The following is a 22,817-nucleotide window of genomic DNA, read 5'->3' as shown; positions in this document are numbered from 1 at the left end:
TTATTAATGTTTTATGTATTTTATAACCATTTTTTTCTTTTGAAATAAAAATAAGGTGCTAAAGCTGATATTATCATTATTATGATGGCATATATATAACCGTATTTCCATTTTAATTCTGGTAAAAAAGAAAAATTCATACCATAATTAGACGCAACTAAAGTAGGAGGCAAAAATATTACAGAAACTAATGAAAAAATTTTAATTATTCTATTTTGTTCTATATTAATAAAACCCATAGCAGCTTGCATTAAAAAATTAACTTTTTGAAATAATGATTCATTATGAGGTAATAATGATTCAATATCTCTAAATATTTCTCTTGCTTGTTCTATCTGATTACTTGGTAATCTAGTTTTTCTCATTAAAAAATTTACAGCTCTTTGCGTATCCATTAAACATAATCTAACTTTCCAACCAATATCTTCTAATTCAGCTAAAGTTGAAAGAGCATTATCGAATTCATCATCTTGATGTCCTTTCATAATAATACAACTTAAATATTCTAAATCACTATATATATTTTCAATTTCATCAGCTAATTGTTCAATTTTAATTTCCAATAAATCCAATAATAATTCATAAGGATTACCATATATCATGGTATGATTTTGAGTGCGTATTATATATAAACGAAAAGTTGGTAATTCTCTTTCTCTTAGAGTATATAATCTATTATTTTTAATTGTAAATGCTACAGTAGTAGTACCTGCATGATTATCTTTATCTTTATAAAAGAAGAAAGAATGTATATGTAAACCTTCTTTATTTTCAAAAAATCTTGCAGATGCTTCTATATCTTCTAATTCAGGACGAGTAACTAAATTTTGTCCAAGTAAATGATATATTTTTTTTCTTTCATTTTTTTCGGGTTTAATTAAATCAACCCAAATTGCTTTCATAACATCATTATAATTACTTAATTCTAAATTTACTAAATGATTATTATCTATTTTAAAAATATTTAACATTATAACTCCTGAAATTTAAAAATATTATTTTTAACAAAATTTTCATAAATTTGTTTTATAAATTTAATTTTATTAAATAATATTATTTTAAAATACAAAATTGTATATAATCAGATATTATCCATCTTATTATTTTATTATTAAATTTAATTTGTAATTTTTTTTTATTTTTCAATATTTCTATATTTAAGATTATTCCTTTACCAAAATTTTTATGATAAATATTTTGTCCTATAAAATATTTTTTATCTTTTAATATATTTTTTTTAATAAATATATTTTTATTTTTTACATGACTAATTTTTTTAATACAATTTTTTGGTAATTCATTAAGAAATCTTGATGGTATTGAATTTATTTCTTTACCATATAAATAACGATTTTTTGTATAAGTTAATGTTAATTTATTTTTAGCTCTAGTAATTCCTACATATGCTAAACGTCTTTCTTCATTTATGTTTTTTTCATTAAAAGATATTTTATTAGGAAAAATTCCTTCTTCCATTCCAATTATAAATACTTGAGAAAATTCTAATCCTTTAGAAGCATGTATTGTCATCATTTGTATAAAATTACAATTATTATTTTTTTGTTTATAATCAATATTATCAGTTAATAATAAAATTCTAGATAAAAAATCTATTAATAAATTATTTTTTTTTTTATTATTTAATGAAATACTCATAAAATAATTTGCAGCATTAATAAATTCTTTTAAATTATCTATTTTAGTAAAGTTATTTTTGAATAAATAATTTTTATTATACATATCCCATAATCCAGAATTTTTTATAGTTTCTTTAATAATAATTGATAATGGTTTTTCAGTTATATTATTTTTTAATTTTTTAATTAAATTAACAAATTTTTTTAATGAATTTAAAGAATTTTTATTTAAATATTTATTATTTTTTAAAATATAAATACTGGATTGCCATAATGTTAAAAAAAATTTTTCAGCTATAAATTTTATAATTTTTAATGTATTTAATCCAATTCCTCTTTTTGGAACATTAATAATTCTTTCAAAAGAATTATCATCATTAAAATTAGATATTAGTCTTAAATAAGCTAATATATTTTTTATTTCATGACGTTCAAAAAAACGTATTCCTCCATAAATTCGATAAGGAATAGAAAATTTTAACATAATTTCTTCTAAAATACGAGATTGAGCATTATTTCTGTAAAGAATTGCACAATTATTTAATTTTATATTTTTTTCTAAAAAATTTTTTTTTATATATTTTACAATATATTCAGCTTCATCAAATTCATTTAATGCATAATATATTGAAATTAATTTTCCATTATTTGAATTAGTCCATAATTTTTTTTTTCGTTTATTATTATTATTATATGAAATTAATTTATTTGCTGCATTTAAAATATTAGAAGTAGAACGATAATTTTGTTCTAATAAAATAGTTTTAACATTATCAAAATCTCGTAAAAAATAATTAATATTTTCTATTTTTGCTCCTCTCCATCCATAAATTGATTGATCATCATCTCCAACAAGAACAATTTTAGTATTATAATATTTATTGTATAATAAAGATATAAGTTTATATTGTATATCATTAGTATCTTGAAATTCATCTATTAAAATATTTTTAAATCTTTTTTGATATATTTTCAATATATTATTATTATTTAAAAATAATTTATATAAACATAAAATTAATTCATTAAAATCAATAACTTCTGTTATTTTACAAAGATTTTGATATTCATCATATATTTTAGATAAATTTATATTATGTAAATTATTTTTATAAATTATATTATTATTATTAAATAAATTATTTTTAAAATTATTTATATATTTAATTATATTTTCTATAGAATAAATTTTGTCTTTTAAAGACATTTTTTTTAAAATTCTTTTAATTAAATTTTTTTGATCATAACTATCAATAATTTGAAAATTTTTAGATAAACCAGCTTCTAAATAATGAATTCTTAATAAATAATAAGCAAAACTATGAAATGTTCCTATCCAAATATTATTTTTTTTATCATTATTTAATAATAACTTAATTCTTATTTTTAATTCTAATGCTGCTTTATTTGTAAAAGTTACAGCTAAAATTGATTTTGGGGAACAATGTTCTTTATGAATTAACCATGCAATTCTTCGTATTAATACGAGTGTTTTACCACTTCCTGCTCCAGCTAATATTAATAAATTTTTTCTTATTTCAGATACTACTTCTTTTTGTTTATTATTTAAATTTTTTAATAAATCTATGTTATTCATTGATTATAATATCTTAATTAATAATTATATTTGTTTAATAAAAATTATTATAACGTTATTATACCATCATAAATATAGTTAGCTTCTCCCTTCATAAATAAGTTTTTATTATTTCCTTCCCAAGTTACATCTATATTACCTCCAATTAAATTTACTTTGACTTTTTTAGATAAAATTTTTTTTTTAATACCAATAGCTACAGCTGCACACGCACCAGATCCACAAGCATTAGTTTCTCCTACTCCTCTTTCAAAAATTCTTAATTTAATAGTATTTTTATTTATGTATTTCATAAATATAACATTAATTTTTTTTGGAAATAATTTATTTTTTGATATAAATGAACCTACTGATGATACTGAAACACTTGATAAACTATCTACTTGTATAACACAATGTGGATTTCCTAATGAAACAACACTAAAATTAATACATTTATTTTGAAAATAAATTTTGTAATTATTTTTAATTTTTTTAGTTAAAAAAGGAATATCTTGAGGATTAAATAAAGGAATCCCCATATTTACAATAACTTCTTTTTCATTTAAAATTTTTAAATATATTATACGATTTTTTGTACTTACACATATATTTTTTTTATAAATTAATTTTTTTATTCTTAAATATTGAGCAATGCAACGAACTCCATTACCACATTGTTCTACTTCACTACCATCACAATTAAAAATTCTATAATGAAAATTAATATTTTTATTTAAAGATGATTCTATTAATAATAATTGATCAAAACCTATACCTGTATATCTATTAGATAATTTTTTTATAACTTTATTTTTTAAATTAAAATCTTTATTAGTATTATTTATAATAACAAAATCATTACTTAATGCATGCATTTTTGTAAATTTTATTTTCATATAATTTGTTAAATTTTATTTGTAGTATATCGATACTTTATAATTATAATTTCCAATTATAACTATATCAGCACATCTTTGTGTAAATAAACCAACAGTAACAATTCCGGGAATATTATTTATATATTTTTCTGTTTTAACAGCATCATAAATATTTAATTTATATATATCTAAAATTAAATTACCATGTTCCGTAATTACATTAGTACGTAATTTTGCTATAGCTCCTATATATAATAATTTTTTAATAATAAAATTTTTTGCAGAAGGTATTATTTCAATAGGTAATGGATGTAATTTGCCTAAATTTTTAACATATTTAGATTGATCAATAATACAAATAAATAAATCAGAAAAACCAGATATAATTTTCTCATTAGTTAATGCACCTCCACCTCCTTTAATCATTTGCATTTTATTATTAATTTCATCAGCACCATCAAAATATGTTTCAATTTTATCTATTTTATTAATTTCATAAATATTAAAATTATATTTTTTTAATTTTTCTGTAGAACTTTTAGAAGCAGATACTACTCCTTTAATATTTTTTTTTACAGTAGATAAAATATCTATAAAATAGGATATTGTAGTTCCTGAACCAATACCAATAATACTATTATTTTTAATAAATGTTACTGCAGTTTTAGCTGCAATATTTTTTAATTTATTAAGCATATATATCACTTTATATAAAATAAAATTTATATTATATTAAGTATAATAATTTGTAAAAAATTTTGTATGTTATTTATATAAAATTAATTTTTATAAGTTATAATTTTTTTAATAAAAATTTAAAAAATTTGATATTATTAATAAAAAAATAATTTTTTATTATTTACTTAAATTTATTAATATTTATTTAATAAATAAATTATTTTATAATAAATTTTATTATGAGATTATATAATGAAAAAAATAAAAATAATTTTTTGTTTACTTTTTTTTGTTTTTATAACAACAATAACAACATCAAAAAATGTTAATGCTAAATTATTGCCTAATTTTACAAAAAAAATAAATAATAATTTACCTAGTTTAGCACCTATTTTAGCTAAAGTAACACCTTCAGTTGTTAATATTGATGTTCAGGGTAGTACTTTTATATCTGAATATAAATTACCTAGCCAAGTAGAACAATATTTAAGAGAACACTTTTTACTTTGTAAAGATGGTTCTCCATATGAAAATACTCCTATTTGTGGAAATAATGATAATGTTCTTGAACAAAGATTTCATTCAATTGGTTCTGGAGTTATTATAAATGCTAAAAAAGGTTTAATCATTACTAATAATCATGTAATAGATCATGCTAATTATATTTCAGTAGAATTAAATAATGGTAAAATTTATGAAGCACGAGTAATAGGAAAAGATCCAAAAACAGATATAGCTTTAATAAAAATTAAAGAAAAAACAAATAATCTTAGAAGTCTTAAAATAGCAAATTCTGATACTTTAAGAGTAGGTGATTATACTATAGCAATAGGTAATCCATATTCTTTAGGTGAAACTGTTACATCAGGAATTATATCAGGATTAGGACGTTCTGGACTTCATATTGAAAATTTTGAAAATTTTATTCAAACTGATGCTGCAATTAATCTTGGAAGTTCTGGAGGAGCGTTAGTTAATTTAAATGGAGATTTAATTGGAATAAATACAGCTATATTAGCTCCTAATGAGGGTAATATTGGAATTGGATTTGCTATACCTAGCAATACTGTTATGAATTTAGTTAATCAACTTATTAAATTTGGTAAAATTAAGAGAGGTTCTTTAGGAATTAATGGAGTTAATTTTGAACCAGAATTAGCAAAAATTTTACAAATTCCTCATATAAATAAAGGAGTTTTTGTTCGTGAAATCATAAAATCATCTAAAGATAATGAATTAAAAGCTGGTGATGTTATTATTTCATTAAATGGTAAAACTATTGATAGTTATGCTTTATTAAAAGCAAAAATTAGTTCTTTTATTCAGGGTACTATTGTTAAATTAGGAATTATAAGAAAAAGAGTTTTTAAAATTGTTAATGTAAAAATAAAAGATTATAATAATGATAATATTTCTGAAAATGTGATTTATAATGGAATTGAAGGAGTATATTTAAATAATATTAAATTAAAAAATAAAATTTATTTTTTCAAAAAAATTCAAAAAACTTGTGTACAAGTAAATAAAGTTTTAAAAAATTCTCCAGCTGAAAAAATAGGTTTAAAAAAAGGTGACATAATAATAGAAATTAATGAAAGACTTATTAAAAATGTAAATGATGTTAAAAAAATTTTAAATAAAAAGCAATCATTAATTCTTTTACATATTTTAAGAGATAAACGTAATTTATATTTAATTAATTAAAAAAATTTATTAATTTAATTGAAATAAATTTAAAAATATTTAATACTAATATCATAATTACATTATGGCCCTTTAGCTCAGTGGTTAGAGCAAACGACTCATAATCGTTAGGTCGTTGGTTCAAATCCAACAAGGGCCAAATAATAAAAAAATCATTTTAAATTTTTTATATCAAGAAAATTTAATAATTATTTAAATAAAAGTTTTTTATTTAAGTAAATAATTTTTTTTAAATTAAATTTAAATTTAATATTTTTTATATATTTAAAAATTAGGAAAATAAAAATGTTAGAAATTCATTTAATAAAAAATAATTTAAAAAAAATAAAAAAAAAAAATATTTTTATTAGGGGGTTTCTTTAATTATTTAAAATATAAAAAAAAATTATTAAAGATAAATAATGAATTAAAAAATCCTAATATTTGGAATAATGTTAATTATATACTTAATTTAAATAAAAAAAAATCAAATATAGAAAATTTATTATTTTCTTTAGATACAATTAATCAAGAAATTATTGATATTAATGAATTAATTAATTTAGCTATTCATAGTAATGATAAAATCATATTAAGAGAATCTATAAAAATATTATCTGAATTACAAAAAAAAATAAATATTTTAGAATTACAAAAAATTTTTATTAAAAAAAATGATAATAAAAATTGTTTTATAGATATACAATCTGGATCAGGAGGAATAGAATCTCAAGATTGGGCAAAAATAATTATGAAAATGTATTTAAAATGGGCTATGCAAAAAAAATTTAAAACTATAATAGTTAATAAAATACCAGGAGAAATTATAGGAATAAAATCAGCAACTATACATATAATTGGAAATTATGCTTTTGGATGGTTACGTACAGAAAATGGTATCCATCGTCTAGTTAGAAAAAGTCCTTTTAGTTCTTCTGGAAGAAGACATACTTCTTTTGCTTCTACTTTTATTTATCCTGATATTCAAAATAAAAATAACATATCATCCATTAATACAAAAGATTTACGTATTGATTTTTATAGAGCTTCTGGAGCAGGAGGACAACATATTAATCGTACAGAATCAGCTGTACGTATTACACATATTCCTACAGGAATAGTTACACAATGTCAAAATAATAGATCGCAACATCAAAATAAAAATCAAGCTATGAAACAAATTAAATTTAAATTATATGATTTAAAAAATAAAATTAAAAAAAAAAAACAAAAAAAAATTGAAAAACAAAAATTTAATATTAGTTGGGGATATCAGATACGTTCTTATATATTAGATGATGCAAGGATTAAAGATATGAGAACTGGTATAGAAATTAATGATGTAAATTTTGTACTAAATGGTAATTTAGATAAATTTATTCAAGCTAGTCTAAAATTAGGTTTATAAATAAAGGATTTTATTATGTCTGAAAATGAATATTATTTTAATAAAAATAGTAATAATAGTAACGAAGTAAAATTTCGACATAAAAAATTAATTAAATTAAGAAAAAATAATATTGCTTTTCCTAATAATTTTAAAATTAATATTACATGTAATGATTTACATAAAAAATTTAATAATAAAAATATTAATTTAGATAATGAAAAAATATTTAATGTTGCAGGACGTATAGTTAATTTACGAATTATGGGAAAAGCTACTTTTATCAATATTCGAGATTATACAGGAAAAATACAGATTTATATATCTCAAAATAGTATATCTTTTGAAAAATATAAAAAATTTTTAAAAGAATATAATCTTGGAGATATTATAGGTGTAATTGGTAATATTTTTAAAACAAAAACTAATGTTTTATCAATTTTTTGTCAAAAAATTTATTTATTAACAAAAGCAATTAGACCATTACCTAATAAATATCATGGATTACAAAATAAAGAAATAAAATATAGAAAAAGATATCTAGATTTAATTGTCAATAAAAAAACACGTAATATTTTTCAAATAAGATCTAAAATTATATTAAATATTCGTAATTTTATGAATAAAATGGATTTTATTGAAGTTGAAACTCCTATGATGCATAATATACCTGGAGGAGCTTTAGCAAAACCTTTTATAACTTATCATAATAAATATAATATAAATATGTATTTACGTATAGCACCTGAATTATATTTGAAACGTCTTGTTATTGGAGGTTTTAATAAAATTTTTGAAATAAATAGAAATTTTCGGAATGAAGGTATTTCTACCCAACATAATCCTGAATTTACAATGATGGAAATGTATATAGCTTATGCTGATTATAAAGATTTAATGATTTTATTTGAAAATTTATTTAAAAAAATATATAAATTATTATTTAATAATTCTTTGTTAGAATATAATAATCATGTTTTTAATTTAAAAAATAAATTTAATATATTAACAATGAAAGAATCTATCGTTTTTTTTTATCCAAATTTTTCTTTAGATAACTTAGAAGATATTAATATTTTAATAAAAATTACTAATTTATTAAATATTAAAATAGATAAAAATTGGAGTAAAGGTAAAATTATTTCTGAAATTTTTGAAGAAAAAATTGCTAATAAAATTATGGAACCAACTTTTATTACAGAATATCCTGTTGAAGTATCTCCTTTATCGAGGAGTAATAATTTAAATCCTTTAATTACTGATAGATTTGAATTTTTTATTTGTGGTATGGAAATAGCAAATGGTTTTTCTGAATTAAATGATCCAGAAGAACAAAAAAAAAGATTTAAACAACAAGATAATTTAAGAGAATTTAATAAGAATAAAAAAAATAATATTTATGAAAAATCTTATGATCAAGATTATATAGAAGCATTAGAATATGGATTACCTCCTACAGCAGGTTTAGGATTAGGTATTGATAGATTAGTTATGTTATTTACTAATTCTCAATCTATAAGAGATGTAATTTTATTTCCTATGTTAAGACCTCAATAATCTTATATTTTTCTCAGCTTTTTTAACTAAAGATATAAAATTTTCTATTGTTAAAGAAGCTTTTCCTACTAATAAACCATTAATATTTTTTATTTGAAATAAATTATTAATATTATCTTTATTAACAGAACCTCCATATTGAAAGACAATACTTTTTGATATTTTTTGATTTATAGATGAAATATATTTTTTAATAAAACTAATAGTTTTTTCTATTTCATTTATATCTGCAATTTTTCTAGAACCAATGGCCCAAATTGGTTCATAAGCAATAATAGTATTATAAAATATTTTAACTTCACATATTTTTAATATAGAATTAATTTGATTAATACAAATTTTTTCTGTTATATTTTGTTTTTTTTCTTCTTTTGTTTCTCCAATACATAAAATTGGTATTAATCCTTTTTTTTTAGTTAAGATAAATTTTTTAGCTATAAAATTATTATTTTCATAATGATTTATTCTTCTTTCTGAATGACCAATTATTACATATTTTACACCAATATCTTTTAACATATTTATTGATATTTCACCAGTAAAAGATCCTTTTTCATTAATATCTACATTTTGTGCTACTAAATTTATTGATGTATTTTTTAAATAATTATGTATATAATCTATATATACATAAGGTGGAGCTATTGCAAGTTTACAAAAATTTAACGAATTATCTATTTTTTTTATTAAATTTATATTTTTATTTATAAAATTAAAATCTCCATTTAATTTCCAATTAGCAATAATTAAAAATTTTTTCATATTTATTTCCCTTATAATGATTTTACCAATATTGTTCTGATGTAATGTTACCACTTTTATTAAGAAGATTTCTAGATAAGTTTTTATCTATTTCTAATATTTTTCTTGTTTCTTTTATCATATTTGGATTACCACATAACATTATATGACTATCCTTTTTATGAATTTTTATACCAATTTTTTTTTCTAAATCTCCATTTTTAATTAAATGAGGAATATAACCATATAAAATAGAGCTATTTATATTATTATTTCTAGTTAAAATAATTTGTACTTTAAATTTATTATTATATTTTTTTTTAATTTTATTAACTATATTTAAATAATTAAAATCATTTATATATCTAATAGAATGTACTAAAATTATTTTTTGAAATTTTTTAAAACAAATATTATCTTGTAAAATTGAAAGATAAGGTCCAATACCAGTTCCTGTTGATAACATCCACAAATTTTTACAAATATTAATATTATTTAATGTAAAAATACCTGAAGCTTTTTTAGATATCATAATTTCATCATTAATTTTTAATTTATATAAATATGGAGTTAATTTTCCCCCTCTAATATTAGAGATATAAAATTCATGATTTTTATTTTTTGGAGAATTTATGTATGAATATACTCTTTGTATTTTTTTTCCGTTAATTTTTAAAGCTAATTTTGTAAATTGTCCAGCAATAAAATTATTAACTTTTGCATTTAAAATAATACTAAACAAATTTTTTGTCCAATATCTTATATCTTTAACATTTCCAATAATCCATTCTGTCATATTTAATCCTTAAATTTTATTATAAAATTATATTTTTATATTAAAATATAATCTTTATCAAATATATTAATAATTAAATTTTTTATAATTTTCAAAAATTTTAATAAAAATTAATAGTATTTATAGCTATAAGTTAAATATTATTAAATTTTACTCTATATTATTGATTTTTTATATAAAATTTTCATTTTATTATTTTTTAATATTTTTTATAAAGAATTTATGTTATTATTTTAAAAATATTAATATAGTATTATATTAATATTTTTTATTAATAATAAATTATATTTAATAAAATTTTATTAAAAAATTATTATTTTATAATATATTTTAATTTATATAGAAATAATTTAAGGGGTGTAGTTTAATTAGGTAGAATATTGGTCTCCAAAACCAATGGTTGGGGGTTCAAATCCCTCCGCCCCTGAATTATCATTTTTTGATTATATATTTTTTTATAAAATAAATATTTATGTTATTATAATAAATAATTATTTATTTTAAATTAAAATATAATAAATAATATAAATTTTTAAATAAAATTTATATTATTTTAAGAAAATTTAATAACATATCAAATATAAAATCATATCTTCTAATCTAGAAATTTACATTAATTAAAACATAATAAAGTTGAATTATGCATATTATATTACTAAATTAAAGAGGTTTAAAATATGAATGGAGCACAATGTATAATTCAAGCATTAAAAAAACAACATGTTCAAACAGTATTTGGATATCCTGGTGGTGCAATTATGCCCCTTTATGATGCATTATATAATAGTAAAATAGAACATATATTATGTAGACATGAACAAGCAGCAGCGATAGCTGCAATAGGATATGCTCGTGTTACAGGAAAAATAGGAGTTTGTATTGCTACATCAGGTCCTGGAGCAACTAATTTAATAACAGGAATTGCAGATGCAATGGTAGATTCTGTTCCTATTATTGCAATTACAGGACAAGTATCTTTACCATTAATTGGGACAGATGCTTTTCAAGAAATAGATATTATAGGTATGTCTTTATCATGTACTAAACATAGTTTTTTAATAACTTCATCTACAGAAATATCATCTATAATAGAAAAAGCTTTTTTTATAGCATTATCCAATAGGCCTGGTCCTGTTTTAATAGATATACCGAAAGATATACAATTATCTCATAATATACCTAAGCAAATAAAATTTAAAAATAAAAATTTTTTTCTTATTAAAAAAAAAAAAATTTCAATAAAAAAAATTGTAAAAGCTAATTATTTTTTAAAAAATTCTATAATGCCTATATTATATATAGGTGGAGGCGTAAATATAGGTAATGCTGTAAATACATTAAGAAAATTTGTACAAAAATCTGAAATTCCTACAGTAGTAACATTAAAAGGTTTAGGAACTATAAATGATAACAATCCTTATTATTTAGGAATGTTAGGTATGCATGGAAATAAAGCAGCTAATTATACTGTACAAAAATGTGATTTATTAGTGGCTATTGGAGCAAGATTTGATGATAGAGTTACAGGAAATATAAAAAAATTTGCTCCTTTAGCAAATATTATACATATGGATATAGATCCAGCAGAAATTAATAAAATTTGTCAAGCAGATGTAGAACTATTAGGTGATTTAAATAACTTAATTCCATTATTAGAAATACCAAATAATATTTCAAAATGGAAATATTATATAAAAAAAATAAAAAAAAAATATTCTTATTCATATAATGAATTTCTTGATAATGATAAAATTTATGCTCCTTTTTTGTTAAAAAAAATATCAGATTTTAAAAATGCAAAAACTATTATTACTACTGATGTAGGACAGCATCAAATGTGGGTTGCACAACATATAACTTTTTTAGATCCTAGAAATTTTATTACTTCAAGTGGTTTAGGTACAATGGGTTTTGGATTGCCAGCAGCAATTGGAGCCCAAATTGCTAAACCTAATCATACTGTAATATGTATTTCTGGTGATGGTTCTTTTATGATGAATATTCAAGAATTAAGTACAATTAAGAGAAAAAATTTACCTATTAAAATTATATTATTAGATAATAAAAGATTAGGTATGGTTAAACAATGGCAACAAATTTTTTTTAATAAAAGATATAGTGAAACTATATTATTTGATAATCCTAATTTTATAAAATTAGCTGAATCTTTTGGAATATCAGGACATAGTATTTGTTATAATTCTGAAATTGAAAAAAGTTTAAAAAAAATTTTTTCTATAAAAAAACCTTATATATTACATGTTTCTATTAGTGAAAAAGATAATGTTTGGCCATTAGTTCCTCCTGGATATAGTAATGATAATATGATAGAGAAAAGTTAAATGAATAAATATAAATTATATATTAAAACTAATATTAGTCCTGAAATAAGTGAAAGAATAATGAGAATTATTCGTCATAGAGGATTTTTAATTAAAACTGTAAATATTAATGTATTAAATAAATTACAAAATATTATTTTTAAATTAATAATAAAAAGTTTTAAATCTATAGAAATTTTAGTAAAACAAATAGCCAAATTAATAGATGTATTAGATATAATTATAATATCATAAATCGTTATAATAACATTATAATTATTTAGAATAAGGAAATATAGTAATGTCGACAAAAAAAACAAATTTTATTTGGTTAAATGGAGATATTATAAAATGGAAAGATGCTAAAATTAGTGTTATGACTCATGCATTACATTATAGTACATCTGTTTTTGAAGGTATTAGATGTTATAAATCAAGTAAAGGTTCTGTTATTTTTCGTCATCAAGATCATATTGATCGTTTATATAATTCTGCTAAAATTTATCGTTTTTCATTAAAATTTACTATACAAGAAATAATTAATGCTGTTCATATCATAATTAATATAAATAAATTAAAAGAAGCTTATATAAGAATTTTAATATTTATAGGAGATGTAGGTTTAGGAATTAATCCTCCTAAAAATTATTATGCAGATATAATGATTAGTGCTTTTTTATGGAAAAATTATCTTGATGATAATGCAAAAAATAATGGTATTAAAACAATAATATCTTTTTGGAATAAAATTAAACCTAATACTATACCTAGTTTAGCAAAAGCAGGTGGTAATTATTTATCCTTATTATTAATAAGTAGTGAAGCACAAGAAATGGATATGATGAAGGAATAGCACTAGATAGTTTAGATTTTGTTTCCGAAGGGCAGGAGAAAATATATTTATTATTAAAAATAATATTTTATTCACTCCTCGATTAACTTAATCTATTTTACCAGGAATTACAAGAGATTCAGTTTTAAAAATAGCAAAAAAAATTAATTTAAAAATAAAAGAATCTCTAATATTAAGAGAATTTTTATATTTAGCTGATGAAATATTTTTAACAGGAACAGCAGCTGAAATTATTCCTGTTTGTAGTATAGATGATATATTAATAAATAATGGTAAAAGAGGTAAAATTACACAAAAAATACAAGAAGAATTTTTATATTTATTTACGGGACAAATAAAAGATAAATGGAATTGGTTAGATCATATAGATTTATAATTATTAATTATTAAAAAAAAAGTGAGAAATATGCCTATTTATCGTTCATTTATCACAACTAAAGGTCGTAATATGGCAGGAGCTCGCTCTCTTTGGAGAGCAACAGGTATGAATAATGAAGATTTTAATAAACCAATTATTGCTATAGTTAATTCTTTTTCAGAATTTGTTCCTGGTCATATGCACCTACAAAAATTAAGTAAAATAATTTCTAAGGAAATAAAAAAAAAAGGAGCCGTACCAAAAGAATTTAATACAATAGCAATTGATGATGGTATAGCTATGGGACATAATGGTATGTTATATTCTTTACCTTCTAGAGAACTTATTGCTGATTCAATAGAATATGTTATAAATGCTCATTGTGTAGATTCGATGATTTGTATATCTAATTGTGATAAAATTACTCCAGGAATGTTAATGGCTAGCTTGCGTTTAAATATACCTACTGTATTTATATCAGGTGGACCAATGGAAGCTGGAAAGATTGTGAATATTAATAAAAACAAAATTACTAGAATTAATTTAGTTGATGCTATGATTCAATCAGCTGATTTAAAACAATCAGATAATTATATTAAAGAAATAGAACTTAATGCATGTCCAACATGTGGTTCTTGTTCAGGAATGTTTACAGCTAATTCAATGAATTGTATAGTAGAAGTTTTAGGTTTAGCATTACCAGGTAATGGTTCTTTACTATCTACACATAAAAATCGTAAAAAATTATGTATACAATCAGCACATAAAATAGTAGAAATTACAAAAAAATATTACGAAAATAATAATATTGATTTTTTACCTAGAAATATTGCAAATCAAGAATCTTTCGAAAATTCAATTATGTTAGATATTGCTATGGGTGGTTCTACAAATACAATTTTGCATATGTTAGCTTTAGCTCAAGAAACTAATATAAATTTTAATCTTAAAACAATTGATAGATTATCAAAAAAAATACCTTGGTTATGTAAAATTTCTCCTAGTACAAATAAATTTTATATGGAAGATTTTCATAGAGCTGGTGGAGTTATAGGAATTTTAGGAGAATTAAATAGAATGGGATTAATACATAAAAATGTTAAAAATATTTTAGGATTAACTATAAAAGAAACAATAAAAAAATATGACATAATGATTAATAAAGATTTAAAAATAAAAAATTTTTTTTCTTCTGCTCCAGGTAACATTAAAACTAATAAACCTTTTTCACAAAATAAAATATGGAATAATTTAGATAATAATAGAAAAAAAGGTTGTATACGTTCATATAAATATGCTTTTAGTAAAGATGGAGGATTAGCTGTTTTATATGGTAATCTTGCTAAAAATGGATGTGTTGTAAAAACAGCTAGTGTAGATAAAAAATTACTAATTTTTACAGGAAAAGCTAAAGTATATGAAAGTCAAGAATCAGCAATATATGCAATTTTAAATAAAAAAATTTTACCAGGAGAAATAGTTGTAATAAGGTATGAAGGTCCAAAAGGGGGTCCAGGAATGCAAGAAATGTTATATCCTACTTCTTATTTAAAATCAATGAAATTAGATAAAAATTGTGCTTTAATTACTGATGGAAGATTTTCAGGTGGTACTTCTGGATTATCTATAGGGCATATTTCTCCTGAAGCAGCAAATAAAGGTATGATAGCATTAATAAAAAATGGAGATATTATTAAAATTAATATACCAAATAGATCTATAATACTAGATGTATCAAATAATATTTTAATGGATAGGATAAAAATAGAAGAACAGAGAAAACATTTAGCCTATACTCCTTTATTAAAAAGAAAAAGAAAAATTTCTTTTGCATTAAAAGCATATGCATATTTAGTAACTAGTGCTGATAAAGGTGCTGTTAGAGATAAAAATAAATTAGATATCTAATAAATAAAAATTTAAATTTAAATATTTTAAATAATAAATTAATTTTAAAATTAATTTATCTTAAATTATATAATAAATTAATCTATAAAAATAAAATATAATTTATTAAGTATAAACTATATATAAATTCTCTTAAACAAATGATAAAATAATATTTATTCATATTTAATAAATATTTTTAAAAAAATATTTATTAAACTAATTAAATATTAATTTATATATTAAATAGGATTATTTTAATGAAAAATTATTTTAATACTTTAAATTTTCGTAGAAAATTAAAGAATTTACAAAAATGTAGATTAATGCAACCTAACGAATTTATACAAAGTATAAATGATTTAAAAAATAAAAAAATTGTTATTATAGGATGTGGATCTCAAGGATTAAATCAAGGATTAAATATGAGAGATTCTGGATTGAATATATTTTATGCTTTAAAAACTGAATCTATAAAGAATAAAAATGAATCTTGGCGAAGAGCTTATATGAATAATTTTGTAGTTGGTACATATGAAGAATTAATACCTACTGCAGATTTAATAATTAATTTAACTCCTGATAAAAATCATCATAATGTTTTAAAAAAAATTAAACATTTAATAAAAGAAAAAGCTACATTAGGTTATTCTCATGGTTTTAATATTATAGAAGAAGGAGAACTTATTCCTAAAAATATTTCGGTAATTATGGTTGCACCAAAATGTCCAGGAACAGAAGTAAGAGAAGAATTTAAAAGAGGTTTTGGTGTTCCATCTTTAATTGCTGTTCATCAAAATTATGATAATACTAATTCTGGATTTAAAATAGCTAAAGCATGGGCAGTAGCTATTGGTAGTCATAAAGCTGGTGTATTAGAATCATCTTTTATTGCAGAAGTTAAATCTGATTTAATAGGAGAACAAACAGTTTTATGTGGAATGTTACAAACAGCATCTATTTTATTATTTGATAAATTATTAAAATTTAATATTAATTCATCATATGCTTCACAATTTATCCAATTTGGATGGGAATATATTACTGAAGCTTTAAAACAAGGTGGTATTAGTTTAATGATGGATAGATTAAATAATTTTAATAAAATACGTTCTTATGAATTATCTTTAATTTTAAAAAAATTATTAAAGCCTTTATTTAAATTACACATTGATAATATAATTTCAGGAAAATTTTCTCAAGATCTTATAAAAGATTGGAAAAATAATAATCAAAATTTAAATAAATGGAGAAAAATATATAAAAATAATAATTTTGAAAAAATTAAAATTATAAAAAATAATTATGTAAATGAAAAAGATTATTTTGATAAAGGTATTTTTATGACTGCTCTTATTAAGAGTAGTATTGAATTATCATATGAATTAATGATAGAATCAGGAATATCACCTGCATCAGCATACTATGAATCATTACATGAATTACCTTTAATTGCTAATACTATTTCAAGAAAAAAATTATATGAAATGAATAAAGTTATATCTGATACAGCTGAATATGGTAATTATTTATTTACAAATAAAGCTATTCCTTTATTACAAGAATTTATGAAAAGTCTTACAAAAGAAGATTTAGGTATTGTTAAAATTGATAATAAATTTATAAATAATATTTATTTACGTGATATAAATTATAATATTAGAAATCACCCTATTGAAAAAATAGGTTATGTTTTAAGAAGTTATATGATTCATATGAAAACTTTAATTAAATAAAAAAGATATACTCTCTTTTTAAAAAGAGAGTAATTTAAAATATTATTATTTTTTTTTATAATATTAATCATTATAATTAATATATTATTTAATTTTAATATTGTTTTTTATTTTATATATATAAATATCTTTATATTTTTATTAATTTTTTCAAATAATTAATAATTAAATAAAATAATAATTATTTTTTTATTTTTATATATTTTTTTTAAAAAATATTTTATTAAATTAAAAATATTATAAAAAAATTTTATAATATAAAATATATAAAATTTATATATAAAATAATATAAATATATTTATTATAAATAATTATAAATTATGGAGCATAATTTGAATAATAAAGCAATATTAGTTATGGAAGATGGAACTAAATTATTTGGTAAATCTATAGGTATAGATGGAATAGTTATAGGAGAAATAGTATTTAATACAGCAATTACTGGTTATCAAGAAATAATTACTGATCCTTCATATTATAAACAAATTGTTATTTTAACATATCCTCATATCGGTAATACCGGTATTAATTTAGAAGATAACGAATCATCAAAAATTTATTTAAAAGGACTTGTTATTAATCATTTATCAAAAATTGCAAGTAATTATCGTAGTACAGAAGAATTAGGACCATTTTTAAAAAAAAATAACGTTGTTGCTATTGAAGGAATAGATACTCGTTATTTAACTAGATTAATACGTGATAAAAAAATAAAAAAAATAGCGTTAATATCTACTAAAAAAAAAATTAATTTTAAAAATATTATAAATAAAATTAATAAATTTAATGGATTAAAAGGTTTAAATTTAATAAAAGAAATTACAACAAAAGCAAATTATTCTTGGATACAAGGAAGTAAAAATTATAAACCAGTAAAATTACATAAATATTCTATACATATTTTAGCTTTTGATTTTGGTATTAAAAAAAATATATTAAAAATATTTATAGATAAAAAATGTAAAGTTACTGTTGTTTCTGCTTTTACTAGTTATAAAGAAATAATATTATTAAAGCCAGATGGTGTTTTTTTATCTAATGGTCCAGGAGATCCTACACCATGTTTTTATATTATCAATAATATAAAAAAAATTTTGAAAACAAATATCCCAATTTTTGGTATTTGTTTTGGACATCAAATATTAGCTCTTGCAAATGGAGCTAAGATTAAAAAAATGGATGTAGGACATCATGGAAGTAATCATCCCGTAAAGGATTTAAAAAATAATAAAGTATATATTACTACTCAAAATCATCAATTTACTATTGATGAAAATAGTATTTCTAAAAATTTAAAAATTACACATATATCATTATTTGATAATACTATACAAGGAATTCATTGTCTTAAACAATCTGCTTTTAGTTTTCAAGGACACCCTGAAGCAAGTCCAGGACCACATGATGCATCTATTTTATTTGATTATTTTATAAAATTAATTAAAAAATATCGTATGATAAAATATAAGAGATTATAAAAATGCCAAAACGTACTGATATAAAAAATATTATGATTTTAGGAGCTGGTCCTATTATTATTGGGCAAGCTTGTGAATTTGATTATTCTGGTACTCAAGCATGTAAAGCTTTAAAAGAAGAAGGATATAATGTAATTTTAATTAATTCTAATCCTGCTACTATTATGACTGATCCTGATATTGCTAATATTACTTATATAGAACCTATAGATTGGAAAATAATTACTGAAATTATAAAAAAAGAAAAACCTGATGCTATTTTACCTACCATGGGAGGACAAACTGCACTAAATTGTGTTTTAAATTTACATAAAAATGATATTTTAAAAAAATATAATGTTGAAATAATTGGAATTACAATAGATAGCATAAATAAAGCAGAAAATCGTTATATTTTTTCAAATATTATAACAAAATTAGGTTTAAATATTCCTATTTCTTATACTATTCATAATATTGATGAAGCAATAAATTGTGTTAAAAAAATTGGTTTTCCGTGTATTATTAGACCATCATTTACTATGGGTGGAAGTGGAGGAGGAATTGCATATAATTTTAGAGAATTTAAAAAAATTTGTGAAAATGGATTAAATTTATCTTTTAATAATGAATTAATTATTAATGAATCTTTAATTGGATGGAAAGAATATGAAATGGAACTCATAAGAGATAAAAATAATAATTGTATTATTATTTGTTCTATTGAAAATTTAGATCCTATGGGAATTCATACAGGAGATTCAATTACTATTGCACCAGCACAAACTTTGTCTGACAAAGAATATCAAATAATGAGAAATGCTTCTATATCTATATTAGAACATATAGGTATACAATCTGGAGGAGCAAATGTACAATTTGCTGTAAATCCTATAACAGGTAAATTAATAGTTATTGAAATGAATCCTCGTGTTTCTCGTTCTTCTGCATTAGCTTCTAAGGCAACTGGTTTTCCTATTGCTAAAATATCTACAAAATTATCTATTGGTTATACATTAGATGAATTAGTAAATGATATAACAATTAATAATATTACTGCTGCTTTTGAACCATCTATTGATTACGTAGTAACAAAAATACCTAGATTTAATTTTGAAAAATTTCATAATGTAAATAATAAATTAACTACACAAATGAAATCAATAGGAGAAATTATGTCAATAGGTAGATCTTTTCAAGAATCAATACAAAAAGCATTATGTAGTTTAGAAATAGGTATTAATGGTTTTACACCTAAAATAAATTTTAAAAAAAATAAAAAAAATATTAATTTAATTATACAAGAATTAAAAAAACCAGGACCAGATCGAATAAGATTTATTGCAGATGCTTTTAGAATGAAAATATCTATTGAAAAAATATATAATTATTCAAAAATAGATATGTGGTTTCTATATGAAATAAAAAATTTAGTTGATATTGAAAATAAAATAAAAACATTAGGTATAAAATGTTTATATAATAAAAAATATTTATATAAATTGAAAAAAAAGGGATTTTCTGATGGAAGATTATCTAATCTTTTTAATGTATCTGAACAAACAATAAGAAATTTGAGATATGAATATAATATTCATCCAGTATATAAAAGAGTAGATACATGTTCTGCTGAATTTAAAACTAATACTGCATATATATATTCAACATATGAAACAGAATGTGAAGCTAATCCTACTAATAACAAAAAAAAAATTATTATTTTAGGAAGTGGTCCAAATAGAATAGGACAAGGTATTGAATTTGATTATTGTTGTGTACATGCATCAATGATATTACGACAAAATAACTTTGAAACGATTATTGTAAATTGTAATCCAGAAACTGTTTCTACTGATTATGATATTTCAGATCGTTTATATTTTGAACCTATTACTTTAGAAAATATTTTAGAAATTGTTAGAATAGAAAAACCTAAAGGAATTATAGTTCAATATGGAGGACAAACTCCTTTAAATTTAGCTCAATCATTAGAAAATGAAGGAGTTAATATTATAGGTACAAGTCCATCTAATATTGATATCGCTGAAGATAGAAAAAAATTTCAACATATTATTAATTCTTTAAAATTAAAACAGTCTTTAAATTATGTAGTAAAAAATTTAAATAAGGCTTTAGAAAAGGCAGAAATGATTGGTTATCCTATTATAGTTAGACCTTCATATGTTTTAGGTGGAAAGTTTATGGAAATAATATATGATAAAAAAGAATTAAAAAATTATTTTTTATTAAAAAATAAGAAAAATAATTCTATTTTATTGGAAAAATTTTTAAATAATTCAATAGAAGTAGATGTAGATGCTATTTGTGATAAAAAAAATGTTTTTATTGGTGGTATTATGGAACATATTGAACAAGCAGGCATACATTCTGGAGATTCTGCCTGTTCTTTACCAACACGAACTTTAAGTAAAAAAATTTTAAATAAAATTCGTTATCAAACTAAAAAAATAGCCATAAAAATTAATGTATGTGGATTAATAAATATACAATTTGCCATTAAAAAAAAAGAAATTTATTTAATAGAAGTTAATCCTAGAGCATCTAGAACTATTCCTTTTATTTCTAAAGCAATAAATATTCCATTAGCAAAAATAGGAGCATTAATAATGGTAGGAAAATCTTTATCTAGTTTAAATATTATAAAAGAAATTATTCCACCATATTTTTCTGTTAAAGAAGTTGTATTACCTTTTAATAAATTTGATAATATAGATCCTATTTTGGGTCCTGAAATGCGGTCTACAGGAGAAGTTATGGGTATTGGTAATTCTTTTTCTGAGGCATTTTATAAAACAATGTTAGGAACTAAAACTTTTATTAATAAAAATGGTATTATATTAATATCAATTAAAAATAAAGATAAAAAATTTATAATTCCATTAGCTAAAAAATTAATAAATTATGGTTTTAAAATTGAAGCTACATATGGAACAGCAAAATTTTTACAGAAAGCTAAATTATTAATTAAAATTGTTAGAAAACCAAAAGAAAATATTCCAAATATAATTAATTTTATAAAAAATAAAAGATATACTTATATTATTAATACTGCAGAAAAAAAACAATCTATTCAAAATTCTAAATTAATACGTATTTTAGCTTTAAAAAATAATATTTATTATAATACTACTATTAATGGAGCCATTGCTACTATAAATGCAATAAAACATGATTTTAAAAATCAAATATTTTCTTTACAAGAAAGACATAAACAATTATTAAGAAAATAATTATCATTGTAATATAT

General features: G+C 20.3%; 15 protein-coding genes, 2 tRNA genes and 1 pseudogene. 12 read left to right on the top strand and 6 right to left on the bottom strand.

Annotation, left to right across the window (positions count from 1 at the left end; all coding sequences use genetic code 11):
- Nucleotides 1-20: 20 nt before the first annotated feature.
- The 4 genes from corA to rpiA form a co-directional block, all read right to left on the bottom strand.
- The gene (gene corA / locus GJT92_RS00995; protein ID WP_168919645.1) at nucleotides 21-971 is read right to left on the bottom strand and encodes a magnesium/cobalt transporter CorA; all 951 of its coding nucleotides are present in this window, start codon (nucleotides 969-971) and stop codon (nucleotides 21-23) included.
- 82 nt (nucleotides 972-1,053) lie between these two features.
- On the bottom strand, nucleotides 1,054-3,234 hold the full coding sequence (locus GJT92_RS00990) for a UvrD-helicase domain-containing protein (RefSeq protein WP_168919644.1): 2,181 nt from the start codon (nucleotides 3,232-3,234) through the stop codon (nucleotides 1,054-1,056).
- 47 nt (nucleotides 3,235-3,281) lie between these two features.
- Nucleotides 3,282-4,112 carry a diaminopimelate epimerase gene (dapF, locus tag GJT92_RS00985; protein ID WP_168919643.1) on the bottom strand — a complete coding sequence of 277 codons (831 nt, stop codon included), beginning with the start codon at nucleotides 4,110-4,112 and terminating at the stop codon, nucleotides 3,282-3,284.
- A gap of 15 nt (nucleotides 4,113-4,127) precedes the next feature.
- Nucleotides 4,128-4,790, bottom strand: coding sequence for a ribose-5-phosphate isomerase RpiA (rpiA, locus tag GJT92_RS00980; RefSeq protein WP_168919642.1), 663 nt, complete (start codon nucleotides 4,788-4,790; stop codon nucleotides 4,128-4,130).
- A 234-nt stretch (nucleotides 4,791-5,024) separates the two neighbouring features.
- Here rpiA and GJT92_RS00975 point away from each other — a divergent pair, with 234 nt between their 5' ends.
- The 4 genes from GJT92_RS00975 (at nucleotide 5,025) to lysS (ending at nucleotide 9,399) form a co-directional block, all read left to right on the top strand.
- A complete protein-coding gene (locus GJT92_RS00975; protein ID WP_168919641.1) occupies nucleotides 5,025-6,476 on the top strand; it encodes a Do family serine endopeptidase in 1,452 nt (483 codons plus the stop codon).
- 66 nt (nucleotides 6,477-6,542) lie between these two features.
- Nucleotides 6,543-6,615, top strand: a tRNA-Ile gene (locus tag GJT92_RS00970).
- A gap of 146 nt (nucleotides 6,616-6,761) precedes the next feature.
- Nucleotides 6,762-7,863 (top strand): peptide chain release factor 2 gene (gene prfB / locus GJT92_RS00965; protein ID WP_168919640.1). Its coding sequence is split into 2 segments (ribosomal slippage): nucleotides 6,762-6,836 and nucleotides 6,838-7,863, totalling 1,101 coding nucleotides; the frame shifts between segments, so codons are not numbered across the junction.
- A 15-nt stretch (nucleotides 7,864-7,878) separates the two neighbouring features.
- A complete protein-coding gene (gene lysS, locus GJT92_RS00960) occupies nucleotides 7,879-9,399 on the top strand; it encodes a lysine--tRNA ligase (RefSeq protein ID WP_168919639.1) in 1,521 nt (506 codons plus the stop codon).
- Here lysS and tpiA read toward each other — a convergent pair.
- Together tpiA and GJT92_RS00950 are read right to left on the bottom strand one after the other, a co-directional pair.
- The gene (gene tpiA / locus GJT92_RS00955; protein ID WP_168919638.1) at nucleotides 9,385-10,161 is read right to left on the bottom strand and encodes a triose-phosphate isomerase; all 777 of its coding nucleotides are present in this window, start codon (nucleotides 10,159-10,161) and stop codon (nucleotides 9,385-9,387) included. The genes lysS and tpiA overlap by 15 nt on opposite strands.
- Nucleotides 10,162-10,183: 22 nt before the next feature.
- Nucleotides 10,184-10,936, bottom strand: coding sequence for an FAD-binding oxidoreductase (locus tag GJT92_RS00950; RefSeq protein ID WP_168919637.1), 753 nt, complete (start codon nucleotides 10,934-10,936; stop codon nucleotides 10,184-10,186).
- Nucleotides 10,937-11,289: 353 nt separating this feature from the next.
- On the opposite strand from GJT92_RS00950, the gene GJT92_RS00945 reads away from it, so the two are divergent.
- From GJT92_RS00945 to carB, 8 genes and pseudogenes are all read left to right on the top strand, one after another.
- Nucleotides 11,290-11,363 (top strand) — tRNA-Trp (locus tag GJT92_RS00945).
- Nucleotides 11,364-11,613: 250 nt separating this feature from the next.
- Entirely contained in the window at nucleotides 11,614-13,278 is a 1,665-nt protein-coding gene (gene ilvG, locus GJT92_RS00940; RefSeq protein ID WP_168919636.1) for an acetolactate synthase 2 catalytic subunit, read from the top strand.
- Entirely contained in the window at nucleotides 13,279-13,512 is a 234-nt protein-coding gene (ilvM, locus tag GJT92_RS00935; protein WP_168919635.1) for an acetolactate synthase 2 small subunit, read from the top strand.
- Nucleotides 13,513-13,558: 46 nt separating this feature from the next.
- Nucleotides 13,559-14,486 (top strand): annotated as a pseudogene (locus GJT92_RS00930) (branched-chain amino acid transaminase).
- Between the two features lie 30 nt (nucleotides 14,487-14,516).
- A complete protein-coding gene (gene ilvD, locus GJT92_RS00925; protein ID WP_168919634.1) occupies nucleotides 14,517-16,376 on the top strand; it encodes a dihydroxy-acid dehydratase in 1,860 nt (619 codons plus the stop codon).
- A gap of 239 nt (nucleotides 16,377-16,615) precedes the next feature.
- Nucleotides 16,616-18,091 (top strand): ketol-acid reductoisomerase, encoded by a 1,476-nt coding sequence (gene ilvC, locus GJT92_RS00920; RefSeq protein WP_168919633.1) that lies wholly within the window; start codon nucleotides 16,616-16,618, stop codon nucleotides 18,089-18,091.
- A gap of 333 nt (nucleotides 18,092-18,424) precedes the next feature.
- Entirely contained in the window at nucleotides 18,425-19,570 is a 1,146-nt protein-coding gene (gene carA / locus GJT92_RS00915; protein ID WP_246209068.1) for a glutamine-hydrolyzing carbamoyl-phosphate synthase small subunit, read from the top strand.
- 2 nt (nucleotides 19,571-19,572) lie between these two features.
- Nucleotides 19,573-22,800 (top strand): carbamoyl-phosphate synthase large subunit, encoded by a 3,228-nt coding sequence (gene carB, locus GJT92_RS00910; protein WP_168919631.1) that lies wholly within the window; start codon nucleotides 19,573-19,575, stop codon nucleotides 22,798-22,800.
- The last annotated feature ends 17 nt before the right edge of the window (nucleotides 22,801-22,817 follow it).

It is taken from the genome of Enterobacteriaceae endosymbiont of Donacia clavipes (assembly GCF_012570365.1).
In the GTDB taxonomy this organism is placed as follows: Bacteria; Pseudomonadota; Gammaproteobacteria; order Enterobacterales; family Enterobacteriaceae.
Note: the sequence above shows the minus strand (reverse complement) of the source record. Positions and strands in the feature narration are given on the sequence as shown.